At 60.4% G+C, this 22,045-nt stretch carries 15 protein-coding genes and 1 tRNA gene; 3 read left to right on the top strand and 13 right to left on the bottom strand.

The genetic code is table 11. From position 1 onward, the window contains the following. The first annotated feature begins 70 nt into the window (after positions 1–70). Positions 71–1,225 carry a hypothetical protein gene (locus RCAS_RS12865; RefSeq protein ID WP_012121000.1) on the top strand — a complete coding sequence of 385 codons (1,155 nt, stop codon included), beginning with the start codon at positions 71–73 and terminating at the stop codon, positions 1,223–1,225. Between the two features lie 215 nt (positions 1,226–1,440). On the opposite strand, the gene RCAS_RS12870 is transcribed toward RCAS_RS12865, so the two are convergent. From RCAS_RS12870 to RCAS_RS23355, 4 genes are read right to left on the bottom strand one after another with little or no spacing between them, the layout of a single operon-like run. Next, positions 1,441–3,285, bottom strand: a complete 1,845-nt coding sequence (locus RCAS_RS12870) for an ABC transporter ATP-binding protein (protein ID WP_012121001.1) — start codon at positions 3,283–3,285, stop codon at positions 1,441–1,443. After that, positions 3,282–3,755, bottom strand: coding sequence for a nitroreductase family deazaflavin-dependent oxidoreductase (locus tag RCAS_RS12875; protein WP_012121002.1), 474 nt, complete (start codon positions 3,753–3,755; stop codon positions 3,282–3,284). The genes RCAS_RS12870 and RCAS_RS12875 overlap by 4 nt, the downstream gene beginning before the upstream one ends. Positions 3,756–3,811: 56 nt before the next feature. Continuing rightward, entirely contained in the window at positions 3,812–5,617 is a 1,806-nt protein-coding gene (locus RCAS_RS12880) for an ABC transporter ATP-binding protein (RefSeq protein ID WP_012121003.1), read from the bottom strand. Beyond that, entirely contained in the window at positions 5,614–6,093 is a 480-nt protein-coding gene (locus RCAS_RS23355) for a MarR family winged helix-turn-helix transcriptional regulator (protein ID WP_198135927.1), read from the bottom strand. Before RCAS_RS23355 ends, RCAS_RS12880 begins: the two co-directional genes overlap by 4 nt. A 331-nt stretch (positions 6,094–6,424) precedes the next feature. On the opposite strand from RCAS_RS23355, the gene RCAS_RS12895 reads away from it, so the two are divergent. After that, a complete protein-coding gene (locus RCAS_RS12895; RefSeq protein ID WP_012121005.1) occupies positions 6,425–6,715 on the top strand; it encodes a putative quinol monooxygenase in 291 nt (96 codons plus the stop codon). Between the two features lie 44 nt (positions 6,716–6,759). Next, positions 6,760–6,834: transfer RNA gene (locus tag RCAS_RS12900), tRNA-Ile, on the top strand. Between the two features lie 37 nt (positions 6,835–6,871). On the opposite strand, the gene RCAS_RS12905 is transcribed toward RCAS_RS12900, so the two are convergent. The 9 genes from RCAS_RS12905 to RCAS_RS12945 form a co-directional block, all read right to left on the bottom strand. Then, complete coding sequence (locus RCAS_RS12905; RefSeq protein ID WP_012121006.1) at positions 6,872–8,470, bottom strand: glycosyltransferase family 39 protein; 1,599 nt, start codon at positions 8,468–8,470, stop codon at positions 6,872–6,874. Between the two features lie 317 nt (positions 8,471–8,787). Continuing rightward, entirely contained in the window at positions 8,788–11,199 is a 2,412-nt protein-coding gene (locus RCAS_RS12910) for a WD40 repeat domain-containing protein (RefSeq protein ID WP_157042641.1), read from the bottom strand. 78 nt (positions 11,200–11,277) lie between these two features. Beyond that, positions 11,278–12,045 carry a 3-keto-disaccharide hydrolase gene (locus tag RCAS_RS12915; protein WP_012121008.1) on the bottom strand — a complete coding sequence of 256 codons (768 nt, stop codon included), beginning with the start codon at positions 12,043–12,045 and terminating at the stop codon, positions 11,278–11,280. Between the two features lie 256 nt (positions 12,046–12,301). After that, positions 12,302–14,581: an ArnT family glycosyltransferase gene (locus RCAS_RS12920; protein WP_198135928.1), complete on the bottom strand. Its 2,280-nt coding sequence runs from the start codon at positions 14,579–14,581 to the stop codon at positions 12,302–12,304. Between the two features lie 92 nt (positions 14,582–14,673). Beyond that, positions 14,674–16,770, bottom strand: coding sequence for a hypothetical protein (locus RCAS_RS12925; protein ID WP_232280010.1), 2,097 nt, complete (start codon positions 16,768–16,770; stop codon positions 14,674–14,676). A gap of 35 nt (positions 16,771–16,805) precedes the next feature. Beyond that, positions 16,806–17,624 carry a class I SAM-dependent methyltransferase gene (locus RCAS_RS12930; RefSeq protein WP_012121011.1) on the bottom strand — a complete coding sequence of 273 codons (819 nt, stop codon included), beginning with the start codon at positions 17,622–17,624 and terminating at the stop codon, positions 16,806–16,808. A 263-nt stretch (positions 17,625–17,887) separates the two neighbouring features. After that, a complete protein-coding gene (locus tag RCAS_RS12935; RefSeq protein WP_012121012.1) occupies positions 17,888–19,210 on the bottom strand; it encodes a DUF58 domain-containing protein in 1,323 nt (440 codons plus the stop codon). Between the two features lie 870 nt (positions 19,211–20,080). After that, a complete protein-coding gene (locus RCAS_RS12940; RefSeq protein WP_012121013.1) occupies positions 20,081–21,028 on the bottom strand; it encodes an AAA family ATPase in 948 nt (315 codons plus the stop codon). Between the two features lie 59 nt (positions 21,029–21,087). Beyond that, on the bottom strand, positions 21,088–22,032 hold the full coding sequence (locus RCAS_RS12945) for a hypothetical protein (protein WP_012121014.1): 945 nt from the start codon (positions 22,030–22,032) through the stop codon (positions 21,088–21,090). Between the last annotated feature and the right edge of the window lie 13 nt (positions 22,033–22,045).

Raw genomic sequence — 22,045 nt, forward strand, 5'->3', positions numbered from 1 at the left:
GAGGCCTTAGGCGCAGCACTTGGTTAGACCACGCCGTCTCGCGGTAAACCCAACGATTAGGAGCAGCAGCATGACAACATCCATCCCCCTCTTTACCGTCACCCTCGGAACCGATGCAGAACTAGCGTCGAAGATCGCTGCCGGATTACAGTCCGGCGCTTACGAACTGATCGGCGGCGTGGTGCGTGACACAGGCAGCAAGCAGATCGTCGCCTGGCTGCGTCAGGTTGGTCATATCGCTCCTGCTGCGCTGCCGACTTCCGTGATGGGACCGCTCGCATTCCAGGCACTGATCGCATCAACATCACTTCTGACCCTCGGCGTGACCGTTATCGGATTCGCGCTCATGAGGAAGCGCCTGGATACGATTGCGAAAGACATCGCTTCGATCAAGCAAACACTGGAACGGATGGAGCGAAAACTGGACCTGTCTCTTGACGCAAAAGTCCGCACCGCGCTCGATCTGGCGCGCAGAGCGTTTGAGATGCACGATCCGGTCAACCGGCGAGATCACGCGCATCAGGCGGCAACCATGTTTCTTGAGGCTGAACACTACTATCGCAGCTTGCTGGACGCCGAATACGGAGAAGGGGGATGGCTGATCGCCCCGTTGCTCAAAACATTGACCCTGGCGCGTGTTGGCGCGGCGCGCTGTTACCTTGGGCTGGGCGAAACGGCGGCAGCGCGGAGTCTGCTCAGTGAAGGATACATCGTGCTCGAACCGTATGTTCAGCGGTGGTTCGATGCCGTCGTCGGCGTCCGACCGGCGCTCGTTCTCCATCCAGCGACCGGCATTTCGCTTGAACGGTTGACACTGCTGATGCGCTATCGCCAACATGACCCGGCGCTCAGCGGGACGGCTGTGTTTGAACAACTGCGCGCCGAGCTGTGGAAAAGCGCCGTACAGGACATCAATCAATGGCGACAACCCTTCCCGCCCGTGTTACGGGAAGACCCGGAAGTGACGCCTCTCGACTGGGCGCTTCATCGTGAAAAGATTACTACCCGCTTCCTGGCGCGCCTGGCAGACACATGCACGCAGATTGAAACGGTCTATGCCGCAGTGCGCTGCATCGAGGGCTACCGGCTCGAACTCGAACAGATCGAGCGTATGGGGCTATCACCGGACGAACTCGATCAGCAGTGCGCGCTCCTGTCGTCGGACAGCGCGTTGATCGTGCATGTTCCGAAGGGCTCAGAACTCGCCAGACACGTGATCGTCTGATAGGGCGATCAACTAAAACCTGGACAATTATGCGCGGTCATTTGGACAGTGAACAACAGGCGCAGTCGTGCATCCACGACCGCCAACGCGCGTGGTGGATCGTTACACCGTGAGAACCGGGCGCTCGAATATCCTGTCTGACTGATCGCCTGGTTGATCGCTCTATGAGGCACAAGCGAGTCGGCGACCACCCCATCCACCCGCTGCAATCACCCCTAACGCCTGACGCCTGACACCTGACGCCTGACCACCGGCTCATCACGGAACTGACGACGATGCAATTCGGCGTACAGCCTGCCGCGTGCCAGCAATTCGTCGTGAGTTCCACGCTCGACGATCCGCCCCTGATCGAGCACCAGCACCAGATCGGCGTCGTGGATGGTCGAAAGACGGTGGGCAATCACAAAACTGGTGCGCCCGCGCAACAACCGTCGCAGCGCCTGCTGGATCAACTGCTCGGTGCGGGTATCGACGCTACTGGTCGCCTCGTCGAGGATCAGGATACGCGGGTCTGCCAGGATCGCGCGCGCAATGCCGATCAACTGCCGCTGCCCCTGGCTGAGGTTGCCGCCGCGCTCGCTCAACTGCGTCTGGTACCCATCCGGCAGGCGCATAATGAACTCGTGGGCATTCGCAGCGCGCGCCGCTTCCTCAACGTCTGCATCCGTGGCGTCGAGCCGTCCATAACGGATGTTATCGGCAATCGTTCCCGAAAAGAGAAAACTGTCCTGGAGCACAACTCCCATCTGCGACCGCAGACTGGCACGAGTGACCTTCCGCACATCGATACCGTCGATCAGGACGGCTCCGGCACTGACATCATAGAATCGCCCGATCAGGTTAACGAGCGTCGTCTTCCCAGCGCCGGTCGGTCCCACCAGCGCAATCGCCTGCCCTGGTTCCGCCGTCAGGCAAATGTCCTTCAGGACATACCGCTCCTCGTCTCGAAGTTGTTCCCCCGGGCGGACGCTGTAACTGAACCAGACATGATCAAACTCCACGCGCCCTTCGATCCGTCCCAGCGGTTGCGCGTCCGGCGCGTCCACCAGGTCGGGCGGCGTATCGATCAGCGCAAAGATTCGCTCCCCTGCCGCCAGCGCCGACTGCGCCGTGGTGTAGAATGCCGACAGCGCCTGCACCGGGCGGAAGAACTGCTGCACATAGGTAAGAAATGCGACCACCACGCCAACCGTGACCGCTTCCTGGATCACCAGCCATCCGCCGAACCCAGCGACGATGGCAATGGCGACTGTCGAAAGCACATCGACCGCTGGCATAAACGCCGATGTAATCGCCGTAGCACTGACGTTCGCATCACGGTTGGCAGCGTTGCGCTGCGCAAAACGCTGTTGGTTCAAATTGGTGCGCGTAAACGCCTGTGCGACCTTGACACCGGCGATCTCCTCCTGGATTTCCGCCGATACGTCGCCGATCGCTTCGCGGGTGCGGCGAAACGCCCGCCGCGACATCTGCGAAAACAGACTGGTCATCCAGATCATTACCGGAATAACGATAAAACTCGCCAGCGCCAGGCGCCAGTCGAGCGCCACCATTGCTACCAGAATCCCGATCAACCCGAACAGGCTGCCGAGCACCTGCACCAGCCCCTGTCCCATCAACTGCGTGATGACTTCGGTATCATTCACCAGACGCGACATCAACTCGCCTGCCGGGCGACGATCAAAGAAACGGAGCGACATGCGTTGCAGCGCAGCAAAGATCTCACTGCGCAAATGAGCAAGCACCTGCTGCCCGACTTCCCCCATCAGCATAAACTGATAACGTCCGGCAGCCATGCCGGCGACATACACTACAAGGAGCGCCAGCATCAGGCGGTTCAGTTCACCGCCATCACGCTGCGCAATCGCGCTATCGATCGCCACGCCGATCAGCAAGGGACCAAGCGCCTGTGAAGCAGCAGCAATGGCGACCAGCGCCAGAATCGCCAGCAGTCGCTTCCAGTAGGGAAGCAGATAACCGAGCAATCGCCGCGCGACTGCGCCGCGGCTTTCAGCCTGTTCCTGTGGTAGTTCGGCAACCCGTTGCAGCATGTGCATCATATGCGTCGCTCCTTGCCGGTTGGCGCCACACCCACCGGACTCAACCGCACAATCGGCAGGCGCCGGGTTGTGCGTCGTCGGTATGACTCGTAGGTCGGATAGATGGCGACCAGTCGTTGCCATAGACGTTCATACTCTTCGGGATCGTCTACCTCAATCGCCACTGCTGAGGTGACATACCCGTGATCTTCGACAATCACGCGCGGATCGGCACGCAGATTGCGGTACCAGTGCGGCGGCGTATCGCTGCCACCCCAGGACCCCACCACGACATAGTCGCCGCCGTCGCGCACGAACAACAGCGGCGTAACACGCTTCTTCCCGCTGCGCCGCCCGGTCGTCGTCAGCAGAATACAGTGCCGTCCCAGAAATGGATGCGGCAGCGCGCCACGCATCAACCGGTAGAGCGTCACGTGCGCCGCCGTCGCCGCTTTGACCAACTGAACAAAGAGCGGGTGATGTTGTGCCATGGAATGACGTCAATCCTTACAACACGCAACCGTTACCCTTTCCACCTTTCCCGCCATCACCCTTCAACCTCCGCCGTCTCGACTTCCTCTCGCACCCCGCCGAACTGCGAGTCGATGATCTCACCGTAGAGCGCACTGGTTGCCAGCAACGCTTCGTGCGTTCCTTGCGCGACAACGCGCCCGTTGTCCAGCAGCAGGATCAGGTCGGCGCGACGCACCGTGCTAATTCGTTGCGCAATCACAAATGAGGTGCGCCCTTCCATCAACCGTTCGAGCGCCAGTTGAATCTGATATTCGGTTTCGGCATCGACCGAAGAGGTGCTGTCGTCGAGGATCAGAATGCGCGGATCGCGCAGAAGGGCGCGCGCGATGGCGATCCGCTGCTTCTGTCCGCCCGACAGCCCAACGCCGCGTTCACCGATGATGGTGTGGTATCCATTCGGCAACGCCATAATGAACTCGTGCGCCTGCGCAGCGCACGCCGCCGCTTCGACCTCGGCATCACTCGCATCAGGGCGACCATAGGCGATATTTTCGCGCACGCTGCCGCTGAAGAGCGTTGTATCCTGCAACACAATCCCGATCTGCGCCCGCAGGCTCTCCAGTGTCACATCGCGCACATCGATCCCGTCAATCGTGACCCGTCCATGGGTGACATCATAGAAACGGGGGATCAGGTTGATAATTGTGCTCTTGCCGGCGCCGGTTTTTCCCAGAATAGCGACCGTCTGCCCCGGTTCGGCAACAAACGAGACATCCTTGAGAATGTACTTCTCCTCGCGGATCGGGTGACGTCCATCAGGCGCAGCGTGACCATCGGCTCGCACGCCATAGCCAAACCAGACGCGTTCGAACGCGACTTGCCCTTTGATAGGCGGCAACGGGCGGGCGCCGGGGCGGTCGTGGACTTCGTTCTCGACATCGAGCACCTCGAAGATGCGCTCAGCGCTGACCGCCGCGCGTGTGATCTGCGCCATGATCATCCCCAGCATCATCAGCGGCATGATGAGCAACGCCAGGTAGGTATTGAACGCTACCAGTTCGCCAATCGTCAGTGCGCCGCCGATCACCTGATACCCGCCAAACCAGATCACCGCCAGGGTACCCAGGTTGCCGATGAAAAAGATAAGCGGGAATGTCAGCGACATCGCGCGGATCGATTGCAGGTTGGCGTCGAGCAGGCGCTGATTCAGGCGATTGTAACGCTGCCACTCGTATGGTTCACGCGCAAACGCCTGCACCACCCGCACACCGGCCAGATTCTCCTGGAGTGCCGTGTTGAGTGCGCCGAGACGCTGCTGAATCTGATCGAAGAGCGGCCGCACAACGTTCATGAAGAAGCCGATGACTCCGACCATCAACGGAACGGTCAACAACACGAGCAGCGCCAGTTGCCAGTTCATCAGCAGCATTGCGCCAATGCAGCCAATAATCAACGCCGCAGCATTCAACAGTTGCAACAACCCCATGCCGATGAAGGTGCGCACCTGCTCGACATCGCTGGTAATGCGCGTCATCAACTGCCCGGTTTGCGCCCGGTCGTGGTACGAGAAACTCAACCCCTGGATTTTGGCGAAGAGCGTGTTGCGCAGATCGTAGGCGACCGCCTGCGACGCCTTTTCGGACCAGAAGCCAGACGTGAAACTGAACATACCGCGCACGAGCGCAATTCCCACCAGCGCCGCCGCCAGCCACACCAGTGCGTTGGTATTGCGTTCTGCGATTCCCTGATCGATCAGCATGCGCAGCACCTGCGGCGTAACCAGATTGGCGACGGCCGCGAGCGTCAGGCTGATAAACGCGCCAACCGATAATCTCCAATACGGCTTCAGGAAGGTCAACGAACGGCGAAGTGGAATCATCGGGTCTCTCCTGATACTGGCTCAATCGGCATCGAGCAGGCATGATCGACCAGTTCGCGCAACGCGCTCAATCCTTCGTGGAGATGCACGCGCTGGCGTTCATCGAGTTGTTCGATCAGGCGTGCAGCGGCTTCCCTGGCTGCGTCGCGGATGGCGATATGTGCGGCATAACCGGCAGGGGTCAGGCGCAGCACCACCTTCCGTCGGTCGTCTGGCGCGGTTGTGCGCTCCACCCACGTGCGCTGCACCAGCACATCCACCGTGCGCGACATTGATGAGGGCGTCACCTGATGTGCCGCAGCAAGTTCGCTCAGACTCCACGGGCGCGCCGCCAGCATGGCCAGCATGCGCATCTGCCCCATCGTCGGCATATCATCGGAGCCGTGCCGTTGACGCATTGCGCTCCCGATGGAGCGCATGACGCCAGGAACAGTGTCGAGCAGCAGCACAGCGCATTCGTAAGCGGAAGGAGCCATCGGAAATCGATGTACCATACAATAATCAGATAGTGCAACTATACACTCGTTTCCGCCGGATGTCAAATGGATGCCAGGGTGCGAGGCAAGGGACACGAGGTGAAGGGTTGAAGCGTTCCACGTTGAACGTTGAACATGGGTAGGTGGCGAATGCGGATGAGCCGGTTGCAGCCACGATGTTCAGACGCCCGGTTCACGTGGAACAGCGCGCGTCCATTGGCAATATTGTGCGAATGACCCGTGTTTCGTATCAGTTCTCGGGTCTCGGTGCTTACAAAACTGGTATAATGCCCACGAGACGCGCCAACTCGCATGACTCGAGGACACTGCTATGATCGTCCTGGTGGCACGCTATGTCTGCAAACCCGGTCTGGGTGACGCCGTCGAGGAGGCGCTGAGCCGGATGGCGGCGCTGGTACGGCGGAACGAGCCGGGATGTCTGCTCTACCACTGCTGCCGATCTCAGGAAAACCCTGATGTATTTCTTCTGTATGAGCAGTATGCAACACACGCGGCGCTTGCAGCACACCGCGATACGCCGCACTTTCAGAAGATCATCGAGGGTGAGATCGTTCCAATGCTGGAAAAACGCGAGCGCGAATTCTACTCGTTGATTTCCTGATACGCTTGCATGACAACGCGTTGCGTGCTACCATACATGGCAAGGGGCCGCTAGCTCAATGGCAGAGCGCGTCGCTCATAACGACTGGGTTCCAGGTTCGAGTCCTGGGCGGCCCACCATGGCGCCACAGCGCGTGCCTCTTCAATCTCCCACCTCTCACTCACACGTCTGATTCTCGAAGAACCGGCAGCGACGAAACAGCAGATCGCCGGCCAGCCTGAGAGCGCGGAGCGGCGCTTCCATCTGCCAGCGCCACACATCGGGCCAGGTCAACCCGCGCCGCAGGTTTGTCTCGGCATTGAAAATGGTCGCGTTCAGTACCAGACCAAAGTTCCAGGCAATCAAAATAACGGCAGGCAAAAGAATGCCGAATCTGCCAATCCGTCGGATGAGCGCATCATTCAAGAGCGCCAGCCCAACGACAAAGATTGGGGTACATTCAATCAATCGCCGAAAGCCGAAGGCGCCGGTCAGGTGCCAGGTGGTCCCAAACGCGCCATTAATCCAGGTCTGTGCCAGAAACGTCATCGTAAGCGCAACCGTCAACAGGCGATCCCGGCGCCAGAGCAGCGTCATTCCGATCAGTCCCAGACCGAGCGCTGGACTCCAGACGAGCGCGCCACGGCTGAACGGCGGAAAGGTAGCGGTGAAATCGCTCGCGTCAGGACACCAGAAATCCGGCGCAGGATTGAAGTCGATCAGAGTATCGATAAAATGCGGGCTGCACCAATTGATCTTACCGCTCACTTCACCCGCCGGGCGCGGCGCGCCGTTGAGGATCTGATAGACAAGGAGTTGCGGCGTGATTGCCACGGCAAATGTAGCGATAAACAGCGCGTGGCGCAACGCCAGGCGTCCAAACGCCCTATACAGGCGGGGCTGAGGCCCGCTCCTGCCCGTGTCGGACCTGCCCCCGTCCGCCCCCGTTCCACTCGTAGCTGCCCCGCCGTTCTGCACGAGACGCGCATAGCGCCAGAGCGCCTCGATCACCGGCGCCAGCAGAAACAACCCCAATTGCTCACGGGTCATTGTCATCAACCCACCGACCAGCCCAAGCGCCAGCCATCCCCGCCATCCGCGCTCTCGTTCTGCTTCCGCTTCGCTGCGTCCCCATTCTCGCGTTTCGTACCAGATCGTCAGGAACAGCGCTGTGAGAAACAGACCGGTAGCATGCGCGAACGGCATCTGAACATACATGTAGAACACCAGCGGCGACGCCAGCCAGATTGTCGCGCTTGCAAGAGTTGCTGCAAAGCCCGACGCAAAGCGGCGCGCCAGGCGATAGGAGAGCAGCACCCCCAGCAACCCATAAAGCGCCGAGGCATAACAGACGGCATAGATATACGGCGCCGAAAATCCATCCGCGGGAATGCCTGCACCGAACAGATTGGCGAGATGCACCAGCGCATCTGCCAGCAGAAAGAACGGCGCCCACACGATCGCCGCGCCAACCGGCGCAATGTTGCCGTACAACCCGGTTACGGGGCGGATGCGGTTGGGTTGGAGCAGACTCCCCTCGATGCCTGATCGCGGATTCAGTTCTGCAAAGCGGCGGTAATCGTTGGCAAAATCGAGGTCGCCGTCGAAGCGAAGCGAGCGCAGATAGACGTAATATTGCACCTCATCGGTCGCATAGACCCGCGGGGTCGCCAGCGGTAACAACAGCGCAAACAGCGCCATGAGCGCCAGCAGACCGCGATCAGCGCAGACGCGCGAGGTTATTTGCCTGACGCGAATGGTCAATACCGACATCATCGAAAAACCACATCCATGACACCGAAGAAGGGGCAGGTCTGAGACCTGCCCCTTCTTCGGTGTGGTCTCAGACCCGCCCCCGTACAGGCAGGTCTGAGACCCGGCCTCCACCGGCGGGTCTGAGACCCGGCCTCCACTGGCGGGTCTGAGACCCGGCCTCCACCGGCGGGTCTGAGACCCGGCCTCCACCGGCGGGTCTGAGACCCGGCCTCCACCGGCGGGTCTGAGACCCGGCCTCCACCGGCGGGTCTGAGACCCGGCCTCCACCGGCGGGTCTGAGACCCGGCCTCCACCGGCGGGTCTGAGACCCGCCTCTCCTACCGTGCGATGATCGGCAACCGGATCGTCACGACCTCATACCCCGGATCGAGGTGCATGGTCGTCACATAGGTTTCGGCGCTGGCGTTGCCGGCGCCATCGAGCGCCTTGACATACACGCGGTAGGTTCCATCCTTCGTCAGGTCCGGTCCGAACCCGTTCGTCGGCGATGAAGCGGTGCGATCCAGCACGCCATCGAACAGGTTGAACCGCACCCGCGCGCCGGCGGCGGCATTGCGCACCTCAATCGGCTGCCAGCGCAAATTATCGAACGTCAACCCGCCGCTTGGCAACGGCGGATACGCGGTTTCGGCATTGGCGCCCTTTCCAAGATATTCAACCGCAATCCACAGCCCCCAGAACTGTTTGGTCGGATCACTCGTGTTCGGCGGGGTCTGGACGTTGACATAGCCGCGCGTCGGGGATGACTCGCCGCGCCGGTACAGGTTGTCGGTGACGACGATGGTATTGATGATCAGGTCGCGCATGATGCTCAGCGTATTCGTGTCGGTCGTCAGATTGGTCCCGCTGAGGTTCATCACCGGACGACCTTCGCCGCCGGCGCCGGGCGGGTCGTAGACCATCCGGCGTGGGAGGGTGAACGAGTTTCCGGCGCGGTCGAACACCTGCACCTTAAACAGCGTTTCGCCGGGGTTGAGCGTCGTACTCGGCGCCTGCGGCGGCACGCTCAGGTTGCCGGCGAAGGTCCCTGTGATAACGCCACTCTGATGCATGGTGTCGTTCTCGAACAGGACTTTATACTCTTTCAACCCGGTGCAATCGCCGATATCGGCGATGCGCAGGTGCATCTGATTGATGCGCGTATATCCTGGATCTCCAGCCGAAGCGCCTTCGCTAAACAGATCGCCTGCTGGCGCCACCGGAGAGAACGTCGAAGCGATAACGCCAAACATCTTCGGATTCATCACATCGACGGCGGCATCGACCGGCGTCCCGGCCGCCTGCGGATCGGCGATGAACGTCACGCTGCGCCATTGCGGATCGAACTGACTGCGATTGTTGGCGCGCAGTTGGACATTGACCGTCTGCGTGCACTGCTCAAGGTTCGTGATCGGCACATTGTAGGCGCCGGACCACGGCGCCGCCGGCGCATTCGGGTCCTGCGCGTTGAGCGTCACCCGCTGCTCGGCGGGCGTGCATCCCGTCGAGGGGGTGATCGTCCCGCTCACTGTCGGATCGCGCACCACCGGAGGATTCGTCCCTGGCAGGGCATTGCCGATGGTGATGGATTGCGCCAGGCAGTTGTCGCCCAGAGAACGGAAAAGGTAGTAGCGCGTCGCCAGACCGCTCCCGCTGAAGTGCTCGGTCACCCCATGCCCATAGGCAAAATCGGTGACGGTCACTGCGCCCATGCCAGCGACAACGAACGCGCCCGGATCAACGACTCGAAATCCCCACGAGCCATCAGACCCCTGACGCGCATAATAAATCTTCCACCCATCGCCGCGATTGCCGACCCAAAAGACGTGCGCGTGACCCTGCGGATCGACGTTGATCGACACCGTCCCGTATGCTCCTGCGCGATCCAGTTGGGACACCGGAAAGTCGCCCGAATCATTCTCGCGCGCAAAGTAAATCCGGTCTTCAACGGCGCGCCATGCGACCCAGATGCGGTTGTCGGGACCGAACGCAATGGTTGGATCGGCGAGGTAGAACTGATTATCCAGGACGCGACGCTCGGTGAAGCCCGATCCGTTCCAGACGCCGACATAGATATCCCCGTCAGAAACCGCATAGGCGACCGCCATGCGACTTCCGTCCGGCGAAACCGCCACCGCCGGATGCCCAAACGACTCACGTCCGGAGACGAGGTTGGTCGCCGACCAGCCCCCGCCGCCGGTCATGTCGGTCGTCGTGCGATAGCGATAGCGCCCGTCCTGATTCCAGACCACCCACAGGCGACTGTTCGACGCCGCCACATGCGGGTAGACGCGAAAGCCGCCGCCGCGCAGAACGACCTTGCGATCACTCGGATTCCACTCGGTTCCGTTGCTTGAGCTCCAGAGGTAGATGGTTTGGTCTCCGGTATTGTTCCCGACGACATAGACTCGACCGTTCGGTGCAATCGTAACATCCGACGAGGCATAGTTCGGCTGCCCCTGCGCCGGACCGAGCGTTACCGGAGCGGTGAAGGCGAGCGTCCCATCCGCCGGCTTCCGCCAATAGCGGGTAAAGTTGTTATCGCCGCTTCCGGCGCTGCCGGCGAGATGAACCGCATCCCCGCGCCCCCGGATTTGAGGAGACTTGACGTTCCCCGACTCGGGAACGGTTGTCTGACCGATGAAGTCAATCGCCGGCGCCTGCGCCCAGGCGACCCGCTGCGCTCCCGGCGCCCCCCACGCGCTGACGGTCAGCACAAGGATCGTCAGCGCGAACAGCATACGATTCATAGCATCCCTCATCGTGTCGCCATCCCTGGCGGCGCGTCCGACCGACAGACGGCGCCAACCAAGATGGTCGCGTCGTTGCTACGGTTGGGTAATCGTCACAGTATCGAACACCATGCCGCCAATGGCGCGCGTGTACAACCCGGCGGCGCCGGATGTCAGGCGCGCATCGCGCGTCTCAATCGTCATCTGACCGTTGAAAAACGCCTGCAACCGATCGCCGTTGACACTGAACATGATCGTGTTCCATCGGCGTGGTTCATACCCCGGCGCATCGAGGCTCGCCAGAAGCGTCACCGTCCCATCGGAGACGCGCTCGATCTGGTGCTTTGGGCGGTCCTCATACCCATTCCGAATGATTCGATAGCGGTAGTATGATCCGTCCTGATAGCGCGCGATCAGTCCGACATTGGCATTGTCCTGATCGTAGAAACCGGCGCTGATGGTATAGTCGCTCCAGGACGCATCGCCGATGAGCGCTGCCGTTTCGTGGATGCTCGGATCGCGCAGCGGCGGAACCGTTCGATCCTGACGCAACACGCCATCGACGACAACCCACAGCGCTCGTCGTTCCGCCGGTGCCTCCTCGAGATCGACGATCCGCCAACCGTTCAGCGCATCGGACCCCTCGAATGACGCGGTTGCCAGGGTCGCGCCGGACTGCGGCGCTGTGACGTCCGCAGGCGCCGGAGGAGCGGGCGGAACCGTCGGGGTCGGCGGAACGGTCGGCAGAATCAGAATCGGCTCCTCCGTCTGACTCGACGATGTCGGTGCGCTGAGCGCGAGCGCCGATGCCAGCAACAGCACCGTCAGCGCGGCAATGAGCAGTGAAGAACGTGATTGTTTCATAGATTGTGTGCATCGCCCGTCACATCATGAGGGACGCTGCGATGCTTCCTCCTTTCATCAATAGCGGGAAAAACAGTGCGCCCGTGAATGAATGGTTTGCAGGAGAGAAAAGATTCTCTGCGCAGTTTGACAGGCTCACGATGACGAGGACCCAAGATGATAGAGAGACGCATATGCAGGATTCTCGAAGGACGAGGTGAGATGCCAGCGATCATGTCGATAGCCTTCAGATTATGGCACACGATGGCAGAGGTTGTCAAGGCGCTATCGGCAATCTCCGCCACAGTTGGAGATCATACCCTCGATCGGTGCGAATGGTGATCAGTTCATACTGCTGCTGCAAAACAGCCGCCCCGCCAAAATAGTCCTCCCAGAAACGCGGGATATAGGTCGGCTTACGAACATTGAGCACATACTCAGGATCGCGTTTCTCATGTCCTGCCGGACCGCTCCCCATTCCCTCCACCGCCACCCGCGCGATGTGCCGGTCGGTCAAACCGTGCAGGTCAATCGTTTCACGCTGTGAATAGTAGGCAATCGCGCCGATCCCCGCTGCTGCAACGCTCGCATCCGGCGGTGTATTTCGATTGAGCCACAGACCCAGATCTGCCCATATCCAGACGCTTTCATCGTTTCCGATCACCCGCTGCTCCAGCGCCTCGCCACGGTTCAATCCCAGCCATGCCGCTATCGCCACCGCAACTGTCGCGGTTGCATACGCGAGCCGCGGCGCACGACGCGCAAGAGCGCTAAGGGTCAGGGCAGAGAGACCGGTTATGATCAGAATCGCCAGCAATGGAATGATCGGCGCAAAGAATCGTTCCCCCGGAAAATGATCGCCTCCAATGGAGATAATGTAGGCCGTGTAGGCAGTACAAATCAGCCAGAGATACCCCGTCGGCGTCATCAGCGCATCGTGCCATTGGTTCCTCGAAGAACGATCAGCAAACGCCGCCAACGGCGCCGCAGCAGCGAAAAGCAGGAGCGGACCGCCGAAAATCAACGCAAAATCGACAGCGTAATCCAGCCCGCGCAGCCACTGCTGCGCTCCTCCGCCGGTCTTCGCATAGAACGTGTTGGGAAGGAGATCGCCGTAATATTGCCAACGCCAGGCGAAGTACGGCGCAAACAGACTGAGAAACGCCACAATGAGCGGCGACGCTGATCGCACGGCGGATTGTGCTCGCATGATCAGGGACTCGCCGGTCTTCGACTCATTGCGCAGGGCAACGAAGAACCGGTGTCCAACCGTTAACCCGAAAACCATAACCCCCTCTGGTCGAGTCAGCGCCGCAAGAGCGAAGATTACGCCGGCGAAGAGATACCACTGTGAGCGTCGAGTTCGATACGCCGATAGATACATGCCACAACCCAGCAGGATGAGGAGCGTAAAGAACCCTGTCTCCATACCGGCGCCTCGCGCGGTATACACGAGCAGACTCTGGCTGCTTGCCGCCAGGAGCGTGGCGGCAAGCCCCCACCCTGGACCGATCAGCGGCACTGCGATACGGTAGGAAACCAGAGTGATCGCCAGACCGATGACGATGCCGGCGGCATATCCCCAGAACACCGGATCGCCGCCGAGCCGGATGGTCAGCGCTGCGAGCATTGTCCAGAGGAAATTCGTGTATCCCTCGACCCGTTCACCAGGATTGAAGACCAGTCCATGCCCGGCGACCAGATTGCGCGCGTAGTGGAACGAAATGAAGGCATCATCGGTAAACGCCAGCGGCCAGATGACACCGCTGTAGCCGACTAGCGCCGTCAATGCCGCCAGCCCGATGCGCGCCGGTGTCGCCTGTGCGATAAAGACGCTCAGCGCAGCGGCCGTCAGGGTGGGGAATGCAAACCAGGTACATGGCAGGGCAGTCGGACGATAGAGCGTTGCAGCCGTCATTAGTGCCAGCGTGTGAATTGCAACGACCGCCAGTGCGGGCCAGCGCGCAGCGCGTCGGCGAATGCTTCCCCACAGAACCATCAGACCCACGGGAGCGCCAAACGCCAGTATCCAATCGAGCGCCGGAGTCGGCTGAATGACCAGACGACTCACCAGCAACCCCAGATCACGGTTGTCGTCAGCAGGGCGAAAGGGACGCGTGGAAAACCCAAATCGCATGCCCGCGTCTCCTCCTGCTGGCGCGAGAAGAAAACGGTAGGTGCGCGCTTCACGATCCGGAGTGACTTCCGTGAGCAACCGGTCATTCAGCAAAAAGCGGATGGGTTGCGGTCCTTCCGGATGAAGTGATTGCGCTGTCAGCGTTATCACATAGGTTCGCCCACTCTTGTGGCGGAGCGGCAGACGCGCCTCAGCGCTGCCCGCCGACCAGCGGTAGGTGAACGAACCATTCTGCTCGACCCCATACCAACCCCTGCCATCAAGCCTGTCGCGTGCTTCATCGAACGTGTATCGCACTGGATTGTGTTGCACGACGATCAGGTAAGCGGCACAGAGCGCAATAAGAACCGCAAGGATAAGAAGTTCACTATAGATGGCGTATCTCGCCCGACGGGGTAATCCTGCCGTTCTATCGGTCAAATGAGATTGTCCTAATGAGCGAATCATATGTTTCTTTGCAGCGAAAGCGCAATGTAGCGCGAGCAGTGGAAGGATGGAGCGTTTCCCGTATTCTACATCTTCTGTGCCAGTGCATCGATGCGCCGCTGAATGGTTTGCAGATGAGCATCAGAAACGACAATACTGATCAATCGCGCCGGAAGAGCCGGATCGGGCATCGCATTTGCGCGCAAAAGCACACGATGTTCGCCAGGGGGCAGAAGCAGGTGGATCGACAATCGGACGCCTGCTGGTTCGACAAGCCGATCACCCAGCAGATGCTGATCAAACAGCAGCATAACCTGACGCGCTTCTGCGTAGGATCGCACGTCGAGCGACAGACGAACCGGCGCATCGTGCTCCCCGGCATTCACCAGCACGATTTCCCCCTCCGGTCCCATCCAGCGCCAGCGCCGATCGCCGTCTCGCTCTTCGGTATGCCATCCATCGCCGAATGATGCGTATGCAACTGTCCCCGAATCCATTGTCGGCACACGGTATGCGCTCAACTCCTCGTCTGCGTACACCGGCGCAAGATCGCCAAGCGCCTGCCGCAGCGCCGCCTGAAGCTCCGCACGACGTTCCGGCGCGACCCACGCCCAGTGGATGATGATATGACGCACGCCATAGGCATTGAACTCCTTCAATCGGTTATCTGCTCGATCAACAAAGAGATGGGTATCGTCAGGTCGCATTGTCCAGAGTTGACGCACCCCCGGCGCCTGTTCGACAAACCGGTAGCGCGGCGGACGTGAGACGAATCCGCCGACTAACGGCTGCCCATGCACGATCTGCGCCTTGAGCGGCAGGCTGGCTTCGAGCAACGGCGGTATCTCGATAACCGCTCCGGGAACGGCGGATATCTGGGCGTAGTAGGGATGGATACGGAATGGGAAGAGCGACCAGTGTGGCGGCGCGTACTCGAAAGCGATGGCTGCCAGCGTCACTCCCGCCAGCAGATACCCGTGGCGATGAGTCGCCCGCTGACGTAACGCCTGAAGTCCAAGCGCCGCGAGCGGCGCCAGCATCAGAGTTGCAATAACGACAAAGTGACTGGGACGACGCGCCAGTTCCAGTCCTGGCAGCGCCAGCAGAATCTGATACGGCAATGGGATCGCGGTCCGCGTTGCGCCGATGTGAACGAGAGGACCAAGCGACAACACAATAGCCGCCAGTCCGATCACCGCCCAGCGCCATGCGTTGCTGCGCGCCAGCGCCAGCGCAGCCGTCGCCAGCGCCAGCGCTGTATAGCCGAGCGCGATATTCCAGGCGCCGATGTAGGGATGCCATGTGCGCACCAGCGTCTCCACAGCGCTTCCCCACAATGGATGCAGACCGTTGGGAAGGAACAAATCATAGAGATTGGCGGAATGAATCAGGATAAGGTCGAGCGGATTGGACGGGTCGAACCGCATACCAATGACACCGGTCGTCGTAAGAGCAGTGCGTCCCGCCGCGATGAGCAACGGCAGCAGCAGCGTTACACCACTCGCGGCGGTGAACATAAACTGCCGGAGCATCGGAACTCGCCGCTCACGCGCGGCGCCTGCCAGCCAGATTGCTGCAAACAAGAGGGTGTAGACCCCGAAAAAGAACAGGTAGTACCAGCTCGTGTATCCCGTCAGCGCCAGAAAGACGCCGGCGATCAGCGCATCGCGCCGCCGCAAATCTTCAACCGCGCGTAACAGGAAGAACGCATAGAACGCCGCCCATTGCAGCGTGATCATCTCCAGTTGACCATCCCAGATTTTCGTCAGGTGAAACGGCGAAAAGGCGAAGATGGCGCCGCCGATGAACGCCGCCAGACGATCCCCGCTCACCCGCAGCGCCAGGGCGTACCCGCCGACACCCGACAGAACCAGCGCCGTCAGAACAGCGGCATTGTATGCGGCAATCGGACCAAAGAGCGCCGTCACCGGCAGAAACAGAATGCCATTGCTGATGTTGAGCGTTTGCAGTGTGAGATCGACGCCTTGTGGATAGAACAGCAGGGGTGTAAAGAACGGATTGGTCGGCGTCGCCAGCGCGCGATGCACCCACCAGAGGTTCCAGACGTTTTGCCATCCATCGACTTCCGCGATTGGACCGCCAGGGATAGCCGTGGTAAAAACCGGCAGCACCGGCGCCATAATGATCAGGCTGAGCGCCAGGTAGCCAAGCGTCGGCAGCATAGAGGCGCTAGTTCTGACTCTCTGCCACATCGTCTTCAGGTGCGTCCTGGTCGCCGGCGCACGCCCGGACGCTGCGCAACGATCAGGAGCATCGAGCGCGCCGGAGGGATTGCGCGTGTCGCGCCCCAGAGCAGCGCTTTGCCCAACCAGCGGTGCGGGTGACGCAAGAGCCGCGACCATTCCAGCCCAACCCGCTCCCATGGGTCGCCATAGATGCGCTGTTGAACGACCAATCCTGCCTGATCGAGCATCCAGCAGATCTGGCGCATACTGTAGAGCCGGCTATGGGTGTAGTAGCGCGCCTCCGCTTTCAGGTTCGCCCAATGTTGAAACTCGTCATCGTGCTCGAACGGCCGAAGCAGCAGAATATCTGCCAGCACCCGCAAGCGACTCTTCAAATAGAACTGGTTCGGCGTCGAGATCAGGAGGTATCCTCCCGGAACCAGCAATTCCCGCATGGTTGCCAGTGCGTCGATTGGCGGATTCGCAAGATGCTCGATAACTTCCGAGAAGATGATCAGATCGAACGACTCTGGCGGGTAAGGCGGCGGTTCGGTATCGATATTCCAGCGACGCACCTCGACCCCTAGACGGCGCCACAATTCCGCGCGATGTTCCGGGAAGAGATCGGTGCCGCAGACACAGTACCCGGCGCGCACCAGCGCCTGGGTGAACAACCCCGGATTGACCCCGATTTCGAGTGCGCAGCTGCCTGCGTCCGGCGGAATGGCTGCCAGGAGCATGGCAAAACGATCACGGTGCAGGCGGAAGTAGTCGCGCTTGCCATCCGGCGGAATGGCTGCTTCGACATCGGCAAGGATGTGGCGAATATGACGTTGGACAATCACGCGCATGATTGTACCACATGTTCAGCACTATTCAGCGCCTTCACACCTGAAACCTTCTCACTTTCGACACGCAACACTCTGCCCTTCTTACTTTTTTGAACCACAGAGACGCAGAGAGCGCAGAGGGACGCCAGAAGTGCGCCTTTGCACCTGCGGTCCCGACTGCGCTTTTGTCTTTGATCTAACGTTCAATATTCAACGTGCCACATGGAACCTTCACCGTCGCGATGCTCCATCGCGACGTTCGCACCTGCAACCCGCCCATTGCATTACAACATCCCTCTCCCTTTCAATTCCAGATACTTCTCGATAACCGCCACACTGAGCCGATGAGCAGGAACATCGAGGGTCAGCACGCCAGTCCGGTGCAGCGTTTCGAGGACGACGCGCCGTTCTGCCAGCAGCATTTCCGCCACCCCGCGCCGGTACACGTCGCTCGTGTCGGTCGGCGGTCGCCCGACAAGTCGGGTCACGTTCGGATCGGAGAGAACCACGCACAGGATCAGGTGACGCCGCGCCATCCGTGCCATGTGCGCGATCAGATCGCGCGCCGCATCGAGGGTCACCAGATCGGTGAACACGATGACCAGTGATCGTCGCCTGTGCCTGGCGCTCAGATAGGTCAGTGCGCGTGCATAGTCGGACTCGACTGGCTCGAACTGGACGTTGTACAACGTCTCGAGCATGCGGTAGAACTGGCTTTTGCCGCGTCTGGGAGACAGATAGGTGCGCACGTCGTCAGCGAACGTCAGCATGCCCGCGTGATCGCCTTTGAGGGTGACCACATACGAGAGCAGCAGTGTTGCATTGATGGCGTAGTCGAGCCGGGCAAGGCTGATATCGCCATCCTCAACCGGCGCGCGCATGAGGCGACCGGTGTCGATGACGCTGATGATATACCGGCTGCGTTCGGTTTCATATTCGGCAGCAATCGGCTTCCCCCGGCGCGCGGTCGCTTTCCAGTTGATCCGCCGAAACTCATCGTCGGGGCGATATTCGCGCAGACGCTCGAACTCAACTCCCTGCCCGAAGATGCGCGCCGGGCGCAACCCCATTTCGAGGAGTAGACCTTTGCGCGCCAGGAGATCATACGTGCGAATATCCAGGACATTCGGATACACCTTGAACGCCGCCTCTGCCGGGTATCGCGCCTGCTGCACGAATGTACCAAATACGCTGAGATAGCGAATATTGATATTGCCAAACGTGTAGTCGCCACGCCGTACTGGTCTCAGATGGTAGCGCGCTTCGAGCAGCGCGAATGGTTCGACTTTTCCTGTCACAATGGTTGCGTCGGCGGGGATGTCGTCCGGGTGCTCGTCACGGATTTGCAGGGTCAACGGGCGGCGAGCGCGGCTGGCGATGAGGATGGTTACCGGATTATTGGCGCCAAGGGAAAGGCGCGAATCGTGGATGCGTTCGACCTCAAGTGCAGCGGGTCGGTCGGTCAGCAGATAATCGGCGACCACCAGCGCCGCCACGACAACAAGATAAGCGACTGCAATCCAGAGCATGAGTGGCGTAAGCGCCACCCCGGCAACCAGCGCCGCTCCGGGGAGCAGGAGAAGATAGAGCCGCAGTGTCGGAATCATGCGTTTAACCGTGACGAGTGACGAGTGATGCGTGACGAGTGGTGAGTGACGAGTGATGAATAACCCCTCACCCCTCACGCCTCTTGCCTCACGCCTCACGCCTCGCTCCTCGCGTCTCACCCCTCACGCCTCGTTCGCTGGATCGTCCACGAAGGACACGAAGCGGCACGAAGGATGTTCCGCCTCGTGTTCACCGTGGACGTGGCGCCGCCACGCCCCTACGTGCAACCTTACTACGTTCAACGTTGGCAGGTGTAACGCTCCTCACGCCTCACGCCTCTTGCCTCACGCCTCACGCCTCTTGCCTCTTGCCTCTTGCCTCACGCCTCTTGCCTCTTGCCTCACGCCCCTTGCCTCTTGCTTCACGCCTCTTGCCTCGCTCCTCGCGTCTCACCCCTCACGCCTCGTTCGCTGGATCGTCCACGAAGGACACGAAGCGGCACGAAGGATGTTCCGCCTCGTGTTCACCGTGGACGTAGCGCCGCCACGCCCCTACGTGCAACCTTACCACGTTCAACGTTGGCAGGTGTAACGCTCCTCACGCCTCTTGCCTCACGCCTCACGCCTCGCTCCTCGCGTCTCACCCCTCACGCCTCGTTCGCTGGATCGTCCACGAAGGACACGAAGCGGCACGAAGGATGTTCCGCCTCGTGTTCACCGTGGACGTGGCGCCGCCACGCCCCTACGTGCAACCTTACTACGTTCAACGTTGGCAGGTGTAACGCTCCTCACGCCTCACGCCTCTTGCCTCACGCCTCACGCCTCTTGCCTCACGCCTCTTGCCTCTTGCCTCACGCCTCTTGCCTCTTGCCTCATGCCTCTTGCCTCTTGCCTCACGCCTCTTGCCTCTCACCTCTCACCTCTCGCCTCTCACCTCGGTACGTCGACCCGTGCCAGAATCCGCGCCATCACTGTGTCGGGCGTCAATCCTTCGATCTCGGCTTCCGGCTTCAAAATGATACGGTGACGGTAGACCGGTCGCACCAGCAACTTGACATCATCAGGGATGACGTAGGCGCGGTTCTGCATGGCAGCCCAGGTTTTGGCGGCGAGGAGCAGGCTGATCGAAGCGCGCGGACTCCCGCCGAGCATCAGATCGAGACTTTTGCGACTCGCCTGCGCAATGTCGGTAATATACTTCAGAATGCCATCATCTACCTGCACCTGGCGTATCTCGGCGCGACACTGCGCCAGGATTGCGTTATTCATCACCGGACGCAACCCAATGTCGTCCAGACGATGAGCATCGAAGCCGGCGTGATAGCGCCGCAGTACTTCGATCTCGATCTCCTGCGGTGCATAGTCAACAATCACTTTGAACAAGAAGCGGTCGAGTTGCGCTTCTGGCAGCGGATAGGCGCCTTCGTACTCAATAGGATTCTGTGTCGCAAGGACGAAGAACGGCTCTGGCAGCGGCAGCCGTTGCCCTTCGATTGTCACCTGGCGTTCCTCCATGGCTTCGAGCAGTGCGCTCTGCGTCTTTGCCGGCGCGCGGTTGATCTCATCGCCGAGCAAAATGTTGGTGAACACCGGTCCTTTGTGCAGACGAAATTGCCCTGTGCCCATCTCGAAGACCTGCGTACCGATCACATCAGAGGGCATCAGATCGGGAGTGAACTGCACCCGTTTGAACTCTGCGTTGACCAGCATCGCCAGCGTCTTCGCCATCAACGTCTTGGCGGTGCCGGGCACGCCCTCGAGCAGCACATGACCGCCACAGAACAGCGCAATCATCATCTGCGTTAACGGCTCGTCCTGTCCGACGATCACTCTCGCCGCTTCGGTGCGGAGTGCTGTGGCGATGTCGTGGGTAATCATGGTCGATTCCTGGCTCTATATTCCTGGGCGCGCCCCTGCGTCCGGGTGCGCCTCTTCCTTCAACCTTCCACCTTCACTGCTCTTGCCCATTCCTCGACCCGCCGCGTCAGATCGGCGCCGCTGCGCGCTGCCAGATTGCGACGGTAGAGCAATGCCATCCAGATGAACCATGGCGGCAACACCAGCGCCAGACCGAGTAGCCACGCGATACTGGCGATTGCCTGGGCAACTGTCGACTCGGCGCCGAGCAAAAGGAAGGCAGGTAGTGGCACAATCACCCCGACTGCCAGACTGACCGAAAGACCGACTGCGAAGACCAGGAGTGCGCTCACTCCCCAGACAACCAGATTGCTGCGAAAGCGGAAGATGATCAGATCAACGCTGCGCTCCAGCGCCTCACCAAACCGTAGCCGTTCGACAAGCCATGGCTGGAGGGCATAGAATAAGCTGCTGTAACTGATGCCGCCGATAATGAACGCCAACACATACATCCCGACGAGCAACAAACCGAATACTGCCAGCGCTGTGATGCCCAGGGGGCTATCGGAGTCGACAGACGCAAAAAACACCGACGCGCTCAATCCCATCACATACACTGGGCAGACACAGAGCAGACTCACGGCAGAGGATGCGACCTGCATCATGAAGCCGTAGATGATTGTAAAACACCCGGCTTTTGCCACGCCGAGCGGATGGATCGCCAGCGCCTCGCGCAGATCGATGGTGCGACCGTCGATGGCAGCCATGGCAGCGCGCGACAGTCCGCCGATCAGGTAGAGCGCCAGCGGAATCGCCAAAAGCAAGCCTGCCAGAACGATCACCACGAGCCAGTTTGCATCGATCCGTTCGGCATTACCCACCAGCACACCGATCGCAATCGCAATCGGCGTCAACCATTCCAGTCCAATCGCCACAAAACTGGTGAAATGGCGTCGGTAGATCGCACATCCTTCATCGAGCAGATTGAGCGTGGGATGCAAACGCCCGGCGATGTTGAGTTTCACAGTTGCTCCTGCA

The organism is Roseiflexus castenholzii DSM 13941, assembly GCF_000017805.1.
Classification (GTDB): Bacteria; Chloroflexota; Chloroflexia; order Chloroflexales; family Roseiflexaceae; genus Roseiflexus; species Roseiflexus castenholzii.